Source organism: Blastococcus sp. CT_GayMR20, assembly GCF_004570345.1.
In genome coordinates this window covers 1-15,239 of sequence record NZ_SPQM01000118.1, presented here as the reverse complement: position 1 = coordinate 15,239, position 15,239 = coordinate 1, and the positions used below count along the sequence as shown (strand labels likewise).

The window sequence follows — 15,239 nt, the reverse complement described above, 5'->3', positions numbered from 1 at the left end:
ACCACCGCGGTCGGGGCGACGAAGGCCTCCTCGTCGATCTTCGGTGCACCGAAGTGCAGTTCCGCGATGTAGTTGTCCGCCATTCCGCGTCTCCCGGTCGTCCTCTGCCGGCAGCGAGCGCGTCGGCGGCCTCGGCGTAGGCGGCCCGGCTGCGCTCCGTCTGCCCGGCCTCCCAGAGGTAGCAGCCCAGCCGCTCCAGGGCGGTGGCCCGCTCCGCACCCCGGACGGGATCGCGGCGCAGCGCCTCCTCCAGCAGCCCTGCGGCGGTGGTCGGGTCACCGCCCAGCCGCGCGACACCGGCGGCCTCCAGCACGAGGTCGAGCTCCGGGCCCCCGTCCGCACCGCGCCGGGCGACGTCGAGCACCCGCCGGTAGTGGCCCCAGGACTCGGCGTAGGCGTTGAGCCGTCGGGCCTTGCGGGCGGCCCGCAGGCCCCAGGCCGCCGCCTCGGCGGGCCGGCCGGCCGCCTCCCAGTGCACGCTGACCGCCACCGCCGTGGAGAGGTCGTCCCCCGGGTCCTCGGCCATCGCGCGGGCGGCCCGCTCGTGCAGCTTGCGGCGCTCCATGGGCAGCAGCTGGGAGAGGACCGCCTCGCACATCAGGGCGTGGCGGAACGTGTAGTCGACGCCCTCGACGACGAAGACCCCCACGTCGACGGCCTCCCGGACGGCGGCGGCGTAGCGGTCGTCGGGCAGCACCGACGCGGAGTGCAGCTGGTCGTCGGGCACCCACAGGCCGAAGACGGCGGCGAGGCGGACCAGCTCCGCGGCGTCGGCGCCCAGGGCCTGGACGCGGGACAGCAGGACGTCCTTCACCCGGCGTGCGCCGGGGTCCTTGACGAGCTCGCCGAGCAGGTACGGGTTGCCCTGCGAGCGCTCGTACCAGGCGTCGGCGTCCACGTCCGTCGCACCGGTGAGGACGGCGACGAGCTCGCCGCACTCCTGCCGGGTCAGCCGCTCCAGTTCGACGTTGGTGGCGCCCGGCAGCCGGGCGAGGTCGCCGCACGCCTGCTGGACCCGGCCCACGCGGGGCGCCTCGTCGTTGCGCATGGTGATGACCAGGCTGATGCGGCGGCGGGCCGCGGTCGAGGCCAGGTAGACGAGGAAGTCGCAGGTGGTCTCGTCGGCCCAGTGCAGGTCGTCGACGACGAGGGTGAGCGTCGTCGGCGAACCGGCGGGGGCCAGGGCGTCGGCCCACTGACGGATCGCCTTGAGGCGCTGCTCGGCCGACTGCTGCTCGGCGCCGTCGGCCGAGTCGGGCCAGCCTCCCCGGGCGTAGAAGATCTGCTCGAGCGCGGCCAGGGGCAGTGGCTGGCCGGCCAGCTGGAGACAGGAGCCCTCGACGACCTCGGTCGCCGCGCCGGCCCGGGCAGCGGCGACGAGGGAGGACTTGCCGACGCCGGCCTCACCGCAGATCAGGATGACGTGCCCGGGCTCGGCGAAGGCGGCCGCGACGGCGGCACGGTGGTCAGCCCGCCCGATGTAGGGGACCCCCGCCACCCCGATCACCGGGACATCCTGCCGCGCGCCGCGGGACGGCGTCCAGGTCCTTTCGCCCCGGAGGCCGGTCGATCGGAGAGCCGACGAGGGGACTTGAACCCCTAACCGCCCGATTACAAGTCGGGTGCGCTACCAATTGCGCCACGTCGGCGGGACACGAGAACGATCCCGGACCCAAGGATAGGGACACCGCCGGCGGCCACGATCAGGCGAGATGGCCCGTGTCGTCGAAGCTGACGAGCGCACCGGGCTCGCCGCCGTCCCAGCGGAGGATCGTCAGGCTCGCATTCGCCGAGGCGAGCCGGAGCCAGCGCCACGTCGGATGAGTGCTGGCCCTCCTGGTCGCGCTCGTCGAGCGGGACGCCGTCCAGCCGGTCCCGGAACCGCTCCCGATACGCGCGGTCTCGGCCGCTCGTCGACGCGGACCGGGCAGGATGCCGGCCGGCCGGACCGATGCCAGACGGCCGCCCAGGGCCTGAGCCTGCGCCCGCCCTCGATCCGACAGCCCGGGGTCGATGTCCTCCTGACCGACGGCTTCGGCGTGACGGACGAGGTAGAGCCTTGCGGCCACCGCGCTCAGGCGGCGTCGGTGTCCGCGGCCGGGCCGTCGTGGACCGGTCCGCCGCGGACGTAGTCGGCCGGGTCGCCGCCACGATCGGGGCCCACGGCCAGCCAGTGCGCGAAGCCCTCGGGGTCCCGGCGCTCCAGTTCGTCCAGGACCTGCTCGCGACGATGGACGAGGGACTCGCGCTCCGCCGGGCTCAGCGGGCCGGCCAGGGCCGCCGTGGTGTCCAGCCAGTCCTGGCCCAGTGCCGGGGTCGCCAGCGTCCAGACCGGCAGCGGCGTTCCCGCGGAGCGGGGTCTCGCGGAGAACCCGGGGATCTCCGGCGGGGGAACGGGCAGGAACAGCACTCCTGCCCCGCCGGGCGACGGGGACACCGACGGCGTCGCGGCGGTGCCGGGCCGGGCACGCAGGGCCGACCGGACCAGCCAGCCGGCCAGCACGGCCCCGACGACGAGGGCGGCGACGCCACCGCCGGCGAGTGCCGCGATCCCGGACAGGACGAGGAGCGCTCCGACGGTCCAGGCCGACGCGTGGACGGCGGCCTCGACCGTCGTCCGCCGGTCCCGGCGGCTGGACTCCCGAGCGATCCCCGCGGCCGTGCACGCCGCCAGCGTCGCGGCGAGACCCACGGCCACCAGTCCGGGTCCACGCAGCGACAGCCCGCCGAGAACCCCGAGGGCGCCTGCGCCGAGCGCTCCGGACCACAGGAGGACACGGGCGAGCGGACGGCGGACGGGCACGTGCGGCCTCCTGGATCGCGGGAAGGGCCCCTCCCCTACCCCCGTGGGCACTCGCTTGCACACGGTGTCGGCGGGTCTTCCCTCCGCCACTCCGGGCGAGGAGGCTGGACGGCGGCACGACCCATCTGCCCGCCGGAGGTATCCGTGACCGCCTCGACCCCCCAGGCCGTGACCGACCACTCCGTGGACGTCCGCGAGGAACCGCGGACGGGATCGGCCGGCCCGCCGGTCCGGGAGGTCGTCGTCGGGGTCGACGGGTCGGAAGTCGGCCTGAACGCGGTGCGCTGGGCCGCCCAGGAGGCGGCCCGGCGTGATGCACCGCTGCGGATCCTGCACGCGGCGACCTACCTCGGCCGCAAGGGGACGACCGGCGGACCGTCGGCGGAGATGCACCGCGCGCGACGGATCACCGCGCAGGCGTACACCGTCGCCCGGCACACCGCGTCCGACGTCCCCGCGGTCACCGAGGTGGTCCCCGACGACCCGACGACCTCACTGGTGCGCGCCGCCGGGGACAGCCAGCTCGTCGTCCTCGGCAGCTCGGCGACCGGCGCAGCAGACGAGATGGTGCTCGCCACCGTGGCGATGAAGGTCGCGGCACGGTCGCCGCGGCCGGTGGTCGTGGTGCCGCGCCGCCGCACCGAGCCCGCCGGTCGGCCCGTCGTCGCGGTCCTCGGTGTCGGCGACCGCGCCGACGACGAGGCCGTGGCCGACTTCGCGGCCACCGAGGCCGAGCGGCTCCGCGTCCCCCTGTCGGTCCTGCAGACCCGTGCCACCCGGCACGCCGCCCCCGACAGCTGGGTGGACGACCCCGACGAGTGGGGACGGCGCCATCCAGGCCTCGACGTGCAGCGCAGCGATCTGCCATCGGCGCGGGCCGAGCAGCTGCTGGGGGAGACGTGCCCCTCCCCGCTGCTGGTCATCAGCGCCGGCCACGGCAATCTGCTGCACCGGTCGATGGACGGCCCGCACCGCTGGCTGCTCCGGCACTGCACGTCGCCGATGGCGCTGATCCCCCGGGCGCACCGGTCGGAGCTGGACCCGCGCGAGGAGATCGTCGCGCTCGGCTGAACGAGCCGCTCGCGTCCATCCTCCTCCCCCGCGTCCAGGAAAATCACAGGCCGCCTCCAGCAGCAGGACAGCGCGGCGACGCACAGTAGGTGCATCGCCGGGCCGGACGGCCGAGCGCTGGGAGGACGAGAGCAGTGAGCGAACACGGATACGGGCCGGGTGCCGAGCGCGGCCCCTCCGACACGAACCCCGGCGGGAACCCGCCCGAGCACGGCTCCGCGGAGCCGGCCACCGGCGCCACCACGGCCCGCCCGGAGGCGTCCTCCTCCCCGAGCCCGCCAGGCACCGACCCGTACGCCCGCCCGACGGGCCAGCAGTACGCCTGGGCGCCCCCGCAGGCACCGGCCGCTCCGACCTACCCCGGGTACGGCGGCCACCCGGGCCTTGCGCAGGAGGTCGCCCCGGCGGCCGTCGCTCCCGCGCCTCGGCGCGCCGGGCGGCTGCGTCTCGGTGTCGCCGGCCTCGTCGTCGGCGCGCTCGTCGGCGGAGGCGCCGGGGCGGGGGTGGTCACCCTGCTCGACGACCCGGCGACCGTGGGCGGCAGCAGCGCCGCGGCGCAGAGCGTCGTCATCCAGAACCCGGAGTCGGCGACCACCGCCACCGCGGCGGCCGCGAAGGCCGCACCGAGCGTGGTGACCATCTACGTCGCCAGCAGCAACAGTTCGGGCAGCGGCTCGGGTGTCGTCCTGACCGACGACGGCTACGTCCTGACCAACAACCACGTCGTCGCCGAGGCCGGCGACGGGGGGGCCGTGCAGGTGCGCACGTCGGACGGGACGCTCTACGACGCCTCGCTCGTCGGCACGGACCCCGCCTCCGACCTGGCCGTCGTCCGGCTGGACGGCGCCGAGGGGCTGACGCCCGCGACCTTCGCGGACTCCTCGGAGGTCCAGGTCGGTGACGTCGCCGTCGCCATCGGCGCCCCGCTGGGGCTGTCGAACACCGTCACCGACGGGATCATCAGCGCCACCAACCGCGCCGTCGCGCTGGGCTCCACGGCGGACGACGCGACGGCGATCGACGCTCTCCAGACCGACGCGGCGATCAACCCCGGCAACTCCGGTGGCGCCCTCGTCAACGGTGCCGGCGAGGTCATCGGGATCAACACCGCGATCGCCACGGTGGCTTCCGGGGTGCCCGGGGGCCAGTCGCAGAGCGGCAACATCGGAGTGGGATTCGCGATCCCCGGCAACCACGCCCAGCGCATCGCCGAGGAGATCATCCAGGACGGCTCGGCCACGAGGGCGTTCCTGGGGGTGAGCGCACGGACCGCGGCCGACGACCGGAACCCCGACGTGGGAACGGGCGCGGAGGTGGTCACGGTGGAGCCCGGCAGCGCTGCCGCCGACGCAGGGATCCAGGCGGGTGACGTCATCACCGCGGTGGACGACCGCCCGGTGACGACCTCGACGGAACTCACCGCAGCGGTGCGGAGCAACGCACCGGGCGACGAGGTCGGCCTCACCGTCCGGCGGGGCGCCGACACGCGCACCGCCGAGGTGACCCTCGGCTCGACGAGCTGAGGCCCGCGGGGCACGGCGGTCGGGCGGGGTCCTTAGGCTCGGGAACGTGCCGGCTCCCCGCCCGATCGCCGTGGGTTCGCTCGACGACCCCGAGCGGGCGCGCGACCTCACCCGCATGAAGCGGTTGGCGACCGGGCTGTTCCTGGTCGCCGCCGTCGTCTTCCTGGCGTGCGTGCTCCTGGGTGAGGAAGCGGGCAGCTGGGTGGGGTACGTCCGCGCCACCGCCGAGGCCTCGATGGTCGGCGCGCTGGCCGACTGGTTCGCCGTGACCGCCCTGTTCCGGCACCCGCTGCGGCTGCCGATCCCGCACACGGCGATCATCCCGCGCAAGAAGGACCAGATCGGCGCCAGCCTGGGCACGTTCGTGCAGGAGAACTTCCTCACCCGGGCCGTGGTCGAGGAGAAGCTCACCACCATCGACGTACCCAGCCGCCTGGGTGGGTTCCTCACCGCCCCCGGCCGCGCCGAGCGGCTGGCCGGCGACGCGTCGGCGGTGGTCACCGCGCTGACGCAGCTGCTGCGCGACGAGGACCTCGAGCCGGCCGTCGCCGCCATCGTCGACCGCAAGCTGCACCAGACGCCGGCGGCGCCGGTCCTGGCCCGCGTCCTCGAGCTGGTGGTCGAGGGCGACCGGCACCAGGAGGTGCTGTCGGCGGCCCTGCGGCTGCTCGCGCGCTTCCTCCAGGAGAACCGGCTCGTGTTCCGGGCGCAGCTGGGCGACGCCTCCCCCGCCTGGGTGCCCGACTGGGTCGACGACCGCGTGTTCGACCGGGTCTTCGCCGGCCTGCAGGGGTTCCTCGAGGAGGTCGGCGCCGATCCGCGGCACGAACTGCGGCGCTCCTACGACGCCCGGCTGCGCGTGTACGTGCACGCCCTGCGCACCGACCCCGACACCGCGGCCCGCGTCGAGGACCTCAAGAAGGAGCTGCTGGAGCACCCCGCCGTCCGCACCTGGTCGGGCTCCCTGTGGACCAACGCGAAGAACGCGGTGCTCACCGCCGCCGCCGATCCGGAGTCGGAGCTGCGCACCCGCGTCGCCGGCATGATCACCCAGTTGGCCCACTCGCTGCAGAGCGACCCGACGCTGCGCGAGCTGGTGCAGCGGCACACCCACTCGATCGCCGGCTACCTGGTGGAGCGGTTCTCCGGCGACCTCGCCGACCTGGTCAGCAGCACCGTCGCGCGGTGGGACACCGACGAGACCAGCCGCCGCATCGAGCTGCAGGTGGGCCGGGACCTGCAGTGGATCCGCGTCAACGGCACCGTCGTCGGCGGTCTGGCGGGCCTGGTGATCTACACCGTGGCGCAGCTGCTGTCGTGACGAGCGGGGCCCTCGGGGTCCCCGAGGAACGACAGGAAGCCGCCCTGCGAGGGCGGTCGAGGAGTGGGCCCGGAGGGTCCCCGACGAGAGCCGCGAAACGGCTCAGCGCAGGCCAGGACGGCTCATGGCCGCGGTGCGCGACGGAGGAGCGCAGCTTGGTAGAGGGCGATGCCGGCGGCGACGCTGACGTTCAGCGACTCCGTGTCCCGGTCGATGGGGATGCGGACGACGACGTCGCACCGCTCGCGCACCAGCCGGGACAGCCCCGTGCCCTCGGCGCCGACCACCAGCGCCACCGGGTCGGCGAAGCCGTCGTACCTGTCCAGGTCGACGTCGCCGTCGCCGGCCAGGCCCACGGTCTGCAGACCGGCGTCCTGGTAGGAGCCCAGCGCACGGGCGAGGTTGACCGCGCGCGCCACGGGGATGCGAGCCGCGGCGCCGGCACTGGTCCGCCAGGCCGAGGCGGTCATCCCGACGGCGCGACGCTGCGGGACGACGACACCGTGCGCGTCGAAGGCGGCGGCCGAGCGCACGACGGCGCCGAGGTTGCGCGGATCGGTCACGCCGTCCATCGCCACGACGAGCGGCGGCCGGCCGGAGTTGCGGGCCAGGTCCAGCAGGTCCTCGGGGTGCGCGTAGTCGTACGGCGGGACCTGCAGCCCGATGCCCTGGTGCAGCGCGCCCTGCGACATGCGGTCGAACTCGGCCTTGCCGACCTCGAGCAGCGGCAGCCCGCGGTCGGCGGCCAGGGCCATGGCCTCGGCGATGCGCTCGTCGGAGGTCCGCAGGTTGTCGCCGGTGACGACGTACAGGGCGTTGGCGGGGATCTTCGCCCGCAGCGCCTCGACGACCGGGTTGCGGCCGAGCAGGAGCTCCGGGGTCTCCTCGGCGCGCGCCCTGGCCCGGGCGCGGTCCGCCCGTTGTCGCTGCTCTGCGGCGGCGCGGCGCTGCGCCGGGTGCCCGGGACGGGCCTCGGCCGGCGGGGTGGCACCCCGGCCGGCGAGGGACCGCCGGTTCTTGCCGCCGGTCCCGGCCGTCGCGGTCTTCTTGCCGGCACCGGTGGTGCGGCCTCGTCGTTGGCTGTTGCCGGCCATCAGCGGCTCAGCTCCCATCGGGGTCCCTGCGGGGTGTCCTCGACGGTGACGCCGAGGGCGGTGAGCTGGTCGCGGATCGCGTCGGCAGCGGCGAAGTCCTTGCGGGCGCGGGCGGCCTGGCGCTGTTCCAGGGCGAGCGCGACGAGCCCGTCGGTCACCTGGCCCAGCCGCTGGTCGCCGCCGGCCGCCCAGTGCGGGTCGAGCGGGTCCAGACCGAGGACGTCGAGCATCGCCCGCACCGATCCGAGCGCGCCGGCCGTCGCGGCATCGTCGCCCTCGGCGAGAGCGGTGTTGCCCTGGCGCACGGTCTCGTGGATCACGGCGATCGCGGCGGGGGTGCCCAGGTCGTCGTCGAGGGCGGCGGTGAACTCCGCGCACAGCACCGCGGCGCTCGTGTCGGCGCCCACGCGCTCGGCCGCCCGGTGCACGAACGACTCGATCCGCCGGTACGCCGTGCCGGCCTCGGCCAGCGCGGCGTCGGTGAACTCGATCGTCGACCGGTAGTGCGGGGCGATCAGGTAGTAGCGCAGCTCGACGGGTCGCACGCGCCGCACGACCTCGTCGACCAGCGCGGTGTTGCCCAGCGACTTGCTCATCTTCTCGCCGCCGAGCGTGACCCAGCCGTTGTGCAGCCAGTACTGCGCGAAGCCGTCACCGGCCGCGCGGGACTGCGCCTGCTCGTTCTCGTGGTGCGGGAAGCGCAGGTCGAGGCCGCCGCCGTGGATGTCGAACTCGGGACCGAGGTAGCGCTCGGCCATGGCCGAGCACTCCAGGTGCCAGCCGGGACGCCCGCGGCCCCAGGGCGTCGCCCAGGACGCGGTCTCCGGCTCGCCCTCCTTGGTCGCCTTCCACAGGGCGAAGTCCCGGGGGTCCCGCTTGCGCTCGTCGGTCTCGGTGTCGGCGGCCGGCTGCAGGTCGTCGAGCCGCTGCCCGGTGAGCGCCCCGTACTCCGGGAAGGAGCGGACGTCGAAGTACACGTCGCCGTCGACGGCGTAGGCGTGCCCGCGTCCGATCAGCCGCTCCATCAGGGCGACCATGTCCGGGACGTGACCGGTGGCCCGCGGCTCGTACGTGGGCGCGAGGACCCCGAGGACGTCGTAGGCGCGGGTGCAGGCGAGCTCGTTGGTGTAGGCCCAGGCCCACCACGGGACGCCGTTCGCCTCGGCCTTGGCCAGGATCTTGTCGTCGATGTCGGTGACGTTGCGGACGTAGGTGACCTCGAGGCCGCCGGCGGTGAGCCACCGCCTCAGCACGTCGAACGCCAGCGCCGCGCGGACGTGCCCGACGTGCGGGGGGCCCTGGACGGTGAGCCCGCAGACGTAGACCGACGCCCGACCGGCACGCAGGGGCGTGAAGTCGCGGACGGCGCGGGCGGCCGTGTCGTAGAGGCGGAGGCTCACTGCGGGGAGTCTACGGGCGATTCGCCGCCCGGATTCCGCACCACCAGCGCGGTGGCCACCGCCGCCCGGCCCTCGCCGCGGCCGGTGAGCCCGAGCCCGTCGGTCGTCGTCGCGGTGACGCTGACCGGCGCGCCGAGTGCCGCGGACAGCGCCGCCTCGGCCTCGGTCCGGCGGGGCCCCAGCTTCGGCGTCGTGGCGATCAGCTGCACCGCGACGTTGCCGACCCGCCAGCCGGCGTCGTCCAGGACCTGGCGGACGTGCTCGAGGACGGCGGTGCCGTGCGCCCCCGACCAGCGGGGATCGTCGGTGCCGAGCAGACCGCCGATGTCGCCGAGACCGGCCGCGGAGAGGACGGCGTCGGTGATGGCGTGGGCCACGATGTCGCCGTCGGAGTGCCCGGCGCAGCCGTCGACCCCCGGCCACTCCAGGCCCGCCAGCCGGCAGGCCCGCCCCGGCTGGATCGGGTGCACGTCCGTGCCGATGCCGACCCTGGGCAGGTTCACGAGCCGACCTGGAGCTCGGCGAGGGCGAGGTCGTGCGCGACAGTGACCTTCGCGGCCCGGTCGTCCCCGGGCACGGTGGCGACCTCGACCCCGATGGTGTGCACGACCGCGGCGTCGTCGGTCAGCTCGGCACCGGCGGGCAGCCGGCGGTAGGCCTCGACGAGCGTGGCCCGATCGAAGCCCTGCGGGGTCTGCACGCGACGCAGGGGTTCCCGTGGCAGGGCCCCGGTGATCACCCCGCCGTCGTCCACGACGACGGTGGTGTCGACCACCGGCAGCACCGGCACGACGGCAGGTGCACCTGCGGCGAGCGCCGCCAGCACCCGGGCGATGACGTCGGGCGGGGTGAGCGGACGGGCGGCGTCGTGCACGAGGACGGCGTCCACCGTCCCGCTCACGGCCGCGAGCGCGGCGCGCACGGAGGCGGTGCGGGAGGCACCCCCGTCGACGAGGACGACGTCGTCCGGGAGCACCGCGGCGAAGGCCGCCCGCTCGACGGCCGGAACGGCGACGACGACGTCCGTGACACCCCCGGCCCGCAGGGCGTCGACCGCCCAGCGGACGAGCGGCCGGCCGGCGAGGGGAACGAGCGCCTTCGGCTGGTCGGCCCCCAGACGCAGGCCACTCCCGGCCGCTGCGACGATGCCGGCAGCGTGCACGGGAGTGGTCCGGGTGTCTCTGTGGTGGAGCTGGGCGCGCGCAGCGCTCAGGAGGCGAGGACCTCGTCGAGGAGGATCTCGGCCTTGTCCTCGTTGGTGCCCTCGGCGAGCGCGAGCTCGCTGACCAGGATCTGCCGGGCCTTGGAGAGCATGCGCTTCTCGCCGGCGGACAGGCCGCGGTCCTTGTCCCGGCGCCAGAGGTCACGGACGACCTCGGCCACCTTGTTCACGTCGCCGGAGGCCAGCTTCTCGAGGTTGGCCTTGTAGCGACGCGACCAGTTGGTCGGCTCCTCCGTGTGCGGCGCGCGCAGGACCTCGAAGACCTTGTCCAGGCCCTCCTGGCCGACGACGTCGCGCACGCCGACGATCTCTGCGTTGTCAGCCGGGACGCGCACCGTGAGGTCGCCCTGGGCGACCTTCAGTACGAGATACGCGCGCTCGACGCCCTTGATGGTCCGCTGCTCGATCGCCTCGATGAGCGCCGCACCGTGGTGCGGATAAACGACGGTCTCGCCGACAGTGAAGCCCATGTGGATGTAGCCCCTTTCGCTGTCCCTAGGTTACCACGGCAGACTGACGAACGGATCTGCACCGAGCCGTAAATCTGCAGGTCAGAGGCATGGGAACGCACGCCGAGGGGGTTGACAGAGCGTGACCGATGTGCCTCGCGGACCCTCCGGCGGGCTGGCGACCGTCCGCGCGCTGGCACTGGCGACCCACCTCGGGCCGACGGTCGCCGTCACCGTCGTGGCGACCCTCCTGGCGGTGGCCGTGGACGTCCCGCCGGGCCGGTCGGCCCTCCTCTGTGCCGCCGTCCTCGCAGGTCAGGCGTCCATCGGATGGAGCAACGACTGGCTCGACGCCGACCGCGACCGGGCCGTCGCCCGGGCGGACAAGCCCGTCGTCCAGGGTGCCGTCGCCCCGGGCACGCTGCGCTCCGCCGCCCTCGTCGCCGTCGTCCTGGCCGTCGTCCTGTCGCTCCTGCTCGGGATCGTGGCCGGCCTGCTGCTCCTGGTCCTGGTGGGCAGCGGCTGGGCCTACAACGCGGGCCTCAAGCGCACCGCGGCGTCCGTGCTGCCCTACGTGACCGGATTCGGCGCCCTGCCGGCCGGCGTCGTCGCCACCGCACCCGGGACACCGGTGGCACCGTGGTGGCTGGTCGCGGCCGGCGGTGCGCTGGGGGCCGCCGCCCACTTCGCGAACGTCGCACCCGATCTCGAGGACGACCTGGCGACCGGTGTCCGCGGCCTGCCGCACCGCCTGGGGGCGCGGGTGTCCGCGGTCCTGGGTGCGCTGCTCCTCGGTGGCGCGTCGGTCCTGCTGGTCACCGGCCCCGAGGGGCCGCCGACGGCCGCGGGATGGCTCGTGCTGGCCCTCGCCGTCCCGGCGGTCCTGGTGGCCGCGGCAGCCGGCTCGGCGCGGTTCCGCCGGGCTGCCTTCCCGGCGATCCTGCTGCTGACGGTCCTGGACGTGGTGCTGCTGGTGGCCGGCGGGGCAGCGCTCGCCTGAGGATCCGGTGGCCGGCACCCGCCGGCCGCCGGGGCCGCTCAGTTGCGGCCGTTGCCCTTGCCGCCGTTGCCGTTGCCGTTGCCGTTGCCGTTGCCGCCGTGGCCCTTGCCGTTGCCGTTGCCGTTGCCCCGGCCCTCGCGGTCGTCGCCCCGCTCGTCGCCCCGCTCGTCGCTCCCGGCGACCTCCACGGTGTCCTCCGGGTCGGGCTGGACCGTCGGCTCGGGAGTGCTGGTGGACTCCGTCTCGCCGGCGGTCAGTTCGTCGAGGTCGATGCCCTGAGCGGCCAGTTCCTGCTCGGTGACGCCCTTCTTCCTCGCCCAGCCGCTGACCACGGACCCGAAGTTGCGTCCCTCGGCCTTCAGCATGTCCTTGAGGTACCTGTCGTGCGCACCCGCGGTGACCCACGCGCTGAACGAGGAGTAGCCGGCCGGGCCCTCGTCGACCCACGCCTGCGCGGCGACCTCGAGCTCGTCGACCGGCCCCAGCGGGACCGTCGTGACGTCCGCCGGGGTCGGCATGACGCCCGGGTTCTCGCTGTCGGCGGCGATCGGCTCGTCGACGACGGGGGTGGTGCCCTCCGGTGCGGGGTCCCCGTCAGTGACGCCGACGACGCCGGTGATCGTGTCCTGGACCTCGCTCCCGAGGATCCCGGTGGCACCGGCGCCCGTGGCGACCACGACGACGATGCCGGCCCCGGTCGCCGCCTGGGCGACGGCACCGGCGGACAGGAGCTTGGCGAGCAGGGCGGGGAAGATCATGGCGAAGCGTCTCCGGTTCCGGGTCCGGGTCCCGCGCGGGGCCCCGGCCGATCTGGCCGTCCGGGCGGACGGGCTCGACTGGTCGGTGAGGAGACCCGTGGCCAGCAGCTCGGCGAGGGCGGCGTTGGGCCGTCCCGGCTGGGTTGCCGTCGCCCGGACCGCCTCGGCGAACACGGCCAGTTCGGCCGCCTCCGACGGGACGGGCCGGCCGGCGAGGAACGCCTCGAAGGCGTCCTCGACGGCGGTGTCGTCGGCTGGCGTGGTCATCTCACCCCCGTCATCGCCGGACGGGCCCGGAGGGGTGCGCTCCGGCGCGAAGTTTTTCCCGCGGGCTGTTCGATCCGGTCCCGCAGCGTGCGCAGCCCTCGGCGCTGCAGGGCCTTCACCGAGGCGACCGACCGGCCGAGCACCTGCGCGACCTGTTCCACGGTGAGGTCGGCCAGGATCCGCAGCAGCAGCACGGAGCACTGGTCCGTGGGCAGCGTTCCGCAGAGCTCGTGGACGGCCTGCGCCCCGGACCGGAGCAGGACGTCGTCCTCGACGTCGCCGCCGACGTGCTCGGCGAGGTCGCCGGCATCGTCGGCGACCTGGGGACGGCGGCTGCGCCGGCGCCAGTCGTCGACCAGCCGGCGGTGGGCGATCGTGAACACCCATGCGCGCAGCGCGTCCTCGTCGCCCCGGAACCCGGCGAGGCCGGTGAGGACGCCGATGAACGTCTCGCTGGCCAGGTCGTCGGGCTCGGCGGCCCCGTGCAGCCGGAGGTAGCCGGTCACGGACGGCGAGAGGTCGCGGTAGAGGACCTCGAACGCCCAGGCGGCGCCCGCCTGGGCCGCGGAGAGGACGTCGTCGAACGGCAGCCCCGTCCGCATCGCACTCCTCCTCCCGTCGCCCCGGTGTCTCCCTTCCTCATCGGCAGCTCCGGCCGGCAACACGACGACGGACACCCCGGGGAGGGACTTGCCGGTGTGCGGGCGTTCCCTCCGGGCGGAGTCCCGGGGCGGCCCGTTAGGCTCCGCTCGACCCGCGTCACCGATCCCGCGGTGACCGGCCCGTTCTGCTGGAGGTCGACGGCTGTGAACCGCGCGCTGCGCGCCGCCACGATGGGCGTGCTGCTTCTCTCTCCCGTCGCGCTGACCGCGTGCAGTGCGGGGCAGGTGACACAGACCGCCACCCAGGAGCGCGACAAGACCGGCGGCATGGCCCAGGTCGGCGACCTCACCCTGCGCCAGGTCGTGCTCGAGAACCCTCGGTCGGGCATCTACGAGGACGGCGACGACGCCGAGCTGCGGATGGCGATCGTGAACAGCAGCCAGGAGGACGACACCCTCGTCGGGATCGAGGGCGAGGGCTTCGGCGATGCCGAGATCCGCACCAGCGGGGCGTCCGGCGCGTCGACCGGCCGCGGTTCGGGCGACGAGATCGAGATCCCGGCCGACACCACCGTGTTCGTCGGCGAGGACGACGCCACCATCACCCTCACCGATCTCGAGGAGTCGCTGACCACCGGCCAGTACCTCGACCTCACCCTCACCTTCGAGAACGCCGGCGAGATCGACGTCCAGGTCACCGTCGCGAACCCCGAGGAGGCCGAGGAGCGCGGCGAGGCCTTCGACTTCCACCACGAGGAAGAGGGCGAGACGAGCGGCGAGACGGCGCGCGAGAACGAGTCCGCCGACAGCGAGTAGCGGAACGGCCGTTCCGCGGCGGTTCACCGGAACTGTCGGTACCGGCAGTTAGCGTCGACCGTGTGGCTGCCCCCGGTGTGAAGACCGCACGACCCGCCCACCGCTGCACCGAGTGCGGTTATGCCTCGGCCAAGTGGGTGGGCCGCTGTCCCGAGTGCCAGGCGTGGGGCACGATCCAGGAGTTCGGGGCTCCCGCGGCGGCGCTGCGCGCGGTGTCCGCCGGTCCGGTCAGCTCCCCCGCCCGGCCCATCGCCGAAGTGGAGCTCGCCGGCGCGCGGGCGGTCCCCACCGGGATCGAGGAGTTCGACCGCGTGCTCGGGGGCGGGCTGGTCCCCGGGGCGGTGCTGCTGGTCGCCGGCGAGCCCGGGGTGGGCAAGTCGACGCTGCTCCTCGAGGTCGCCCACCGGGTCGCCGAGCGCAACGGCCCGGCCCTCGTCGTCTCCGGCGAGGAGTCGGCGGGCCAGGTGCGGCTGCGTGCCGAGCGGATCGGCGCCCTGCACGAGCGGCTGTACCTCGCGGCGGAGACCGAGCTGTCCGCCGTCCTGAGCCACATCGAGCAGGTCAACCCCACGCTGCTGATCCTCGACAGCGTGCAGACCGTCCGCTCCCCGGGCGACGGCACCGACGGCGGCGCGACCCAGGTCCGGGCAGTGGCGAGCGCCCTCACCGCCGTCTCCAAGAGCCGGGGGATGACGACGATCCTGGTCGGGCACGTGACCAAGGACGGGGCGATCGCCGGTCCCCGCACGCTCGAGCACCTCGTCGACGTGGTCATCTCCTTCGACGGCGAGCAGCGGGCGGCTGCCCTCGAGGGTGACCGTGACGCAGCTGCCCGGCACCGGGGCCGACCGCCGGGAGACGAACAACGCCGACGGGTCGGACACCCCGACGACCCCGGCGTCACCGATCTCGA

General features: G+C 74.7%; 16 protein-coding genes and 1 tRNA gene. 6 read left to right on the top strand and 11 right to left on the bottom strand.

Annotated elements, in window-relative coordinates; genetic code table 11:
• From E4P40_RS21035 to E4P40_RS29080, 4 genes are all read right to left on the bottom strand, one after another.
• On the bottom strand, positions 1–1,507 hold a 1,507-nt coding region (locus E4P40_RS21035), incomplete at its 3' end, for an AAA family ATPase (RefSeq protein ID WP_167762326.1).
• Positions 1,508–1,576: 69 nt separating this feature from the next.
• Positions 1,577–1,649: transfer RNA gene (locus E4P40_RS21030), tRNA-Thr, on the bottom strand.
• A 54-nt stretch (positions 1,650–1,703) separates the two neighbouring features.
• The gene (locus tag E4P40_RS28270) at positions 1,704–2,069 is read right to left on the bottom strand and encodes a histidine phosphatase family protein (protein ID WP_209305444.1); all 366 of its coding nucleotides are present in this window, start codon (positions 2,067–2,069) and stop codon (positions 1,704–1,706) included.
• 5 nt (positions 2,070–2,074) lie between these two features.
• On the bottom strand, positions 2,075–2,803 hold the full coding sequence (locus E4P40_RS29080; protein ID WP_167762325.1) for a hypothetical protein: 729 nt from the start codon (positions 2,801–2,803) through the stop codon (positions 2,075–2,077).
• Between the two features lie 144 nt (positions 2,804–2,947).
• On the opposite strand from E4P40_RS29080, the gene E4P40_RS29075 reads away from it, so the two are divergent.
• From E4P40_RS29075 to E4P40_RS21010, 3 genes are all read left to right on the top strand, one after another.
• Positions 2,948–3,874: a universal stress protein gene (locus E4P40_RS29075; RefSeq protein ID WP_245160478.1), complete on the top strand. Its 927-nt coding sequence runs from the start codon at positions 2,948–2,950 to the stop codon at positions 3,872–3,874.
• A gap of 134 nt (positions 3,875–4,008) precedes the next feature.
• Positions 4,009–5,397: a trypsin-like peptidase domain-containing protein gene (locus tag E4P40_RS21015; RefSeq protein ID WP_135160418.1), complete on the top strand. Its 1,389-nt coding sequence runs from the start codon at positions 4,009–4,011 to the stop codon at positions 5,395–5,397.
• 46 nt (positions 5,398–5,443) lie between these two features.
• A complete protein-coding gene (locus tag E4P40_RS21010) occupies positions 5,444–6,718 on the top strand; it encodes a DUF445 domain-containing protein (RefSeq protein ID WP_135160417.1) in 1,275 nt (424 codons plus the stop codon).
• A gap of 122 nt (positions 6,719–6,840) precedes the next feature.
• Here E4P40_RS21010 and rlmB read toward each other — a convergent pair whose 3' ends face one another.
• The 5 genes from rlmB to E4P40_RS20985 are packed head-to-tail and all read right to left on the bottom strand — an operon-like array spanning position 6,841 to position 10,904.
• Complete coding sequence (rlmB, locus tag E4P40_RS21005) at positions 6,841–7,812, bottom strand: 23S rRNA (guanosine(2251)-2'-O)-methyltransferase RlmB (protein ID WP_135160420.1); 972 nt, start codon at positions 7,810–7,812, stop codon at positions 6,841–6,843.
• Entirely contained in the window at positions 7,812–9,212 is a 1,401-nt protein-coding gene (gene cysS / locus E4P40_RS21000) for a cysteine--tRNA ligase (RefSeq protein WP_135160416.1), read from the bottom strand. Before cysS ends, rlmB begins: the two co-directional genes overlap by 1 nt.
• The gene (gene ispF, locus E4P40_RS20995; RefSeq protein ID WP_135160415.1) at positions 9,209–9,715 is read right to left on the bottom strand and encodes a 2-C-methyl-D-erythritol 2,4-cyclodiphosphate synthase; all 507 of its coding nucleotides are present in this window, start codon (positions 9,713–9,715) and stop codon (positions 9,209–9,211) included. The genes cysS and ispF overlap by 4 nt, the downstream gene beginning before the upstream one ends.
• The gene (gene ispD / locus E4P40_RS20990) at positions 9,712–10,374 is read right to left on the bottom strand and encodes a 2-C-methyl-D-erythritol 4-phosphate cytidylyltransferase (protein WP_135160414.1); all 663 of its coding nucleotides are present in this window, start codon (positions 10,372–10,374) and stop codon (positions 9,712–9,714) included. Before ispD ends, ispF begins: the two co-directional genes overlap by 4 nt.
• 47 nt (positions 10,375–10,421) lie before the next feature.
• Positions 10,422–10,904, bottom strand: a complete 483-nt coding sequence (locus tag E4P40_RS20985) for a CarD family transcriptional regulator (protein WP_040337433.1) — start codon at positions 10,902–10,904, stop codon at positions 10,422–10,424.
• Between the two features lie 121 nt (positions 10,905–11,025).
• On the opposite strand from E4P40_RS20985, the gene E4P40_RS20980 reads away from it, so the two are divergent.
• Positions 11,026–11,883, top strand: a complete 858-nt coding sequence (locus E4P40_RS20980) for a UbiA family prenyltransferase (RefSeq protein WP_245160476.1) — start codon at positions 11,026–11,028, stop codon at positions 11,881–11,883.
• A 38-nt stretch (positions 11,884–11,921) separates the two neighbouring features.
• On the opposite strand, the gene E4P40_RS20975 is transcribed toward E4P40_RS20980, so the two are convergent.
• Both E4P40_RS20975 and E4P40_RS20970 read right to left on the bottom strand, forming a co-directional pair.
• Positions 11,922–12,908, bottom strand: coding sequence for a hypothetical protein (locus tag E4P40_RS20975; RefSeq protein ID WP_135160413.1), 987 nt, complete (start codon positions 12,906–12,908; stop codon positions 11,922–11,924).
• Positions 12,905–13,510, bottom strand: a complete 606-nt coding sequence (locus E4P40_RS20970; protein WP_135160412.1) for a sigma-70 family RNA polymerase sigma factor — start codon at positions 13,508–13,510, stop codon at positions 12,905–12,907. The genes E4P40_RS20975 and E4P40_RS20970 overlap by 4 nt, the downstream gene beginning before the upstream one ends.
• A 204-nt stretch (positions 13,511–13,714) precedes the next feature.
• On the opposite strand from E4P40_RS20970, the gene E4P40_RS20965 reads away from it, so the two are divergent.
• Both E4P40_RS20965 and E4P40_RS20960 read left to right on the top strand, forming a co-directional pair.
• Entirely contained in the window at positions 13,715–14,326 is a 612-nt protein-coding gene (locus E4P40_RS20965; RefSeq protein ID WP_135160411.1) for a copper chaperone PCu(A)C, read from the top strand.
• A 62-nt stretch (positions 14,327–14,388) separates the two neighbouring features.
• A partial coding sequence (locus E4P40_RS20960) for an AAA family ATPase (protein WP_135160410.1) occupies positions 14,389–15,239 on the top strand: 851 nt, incomplete at its 3' end.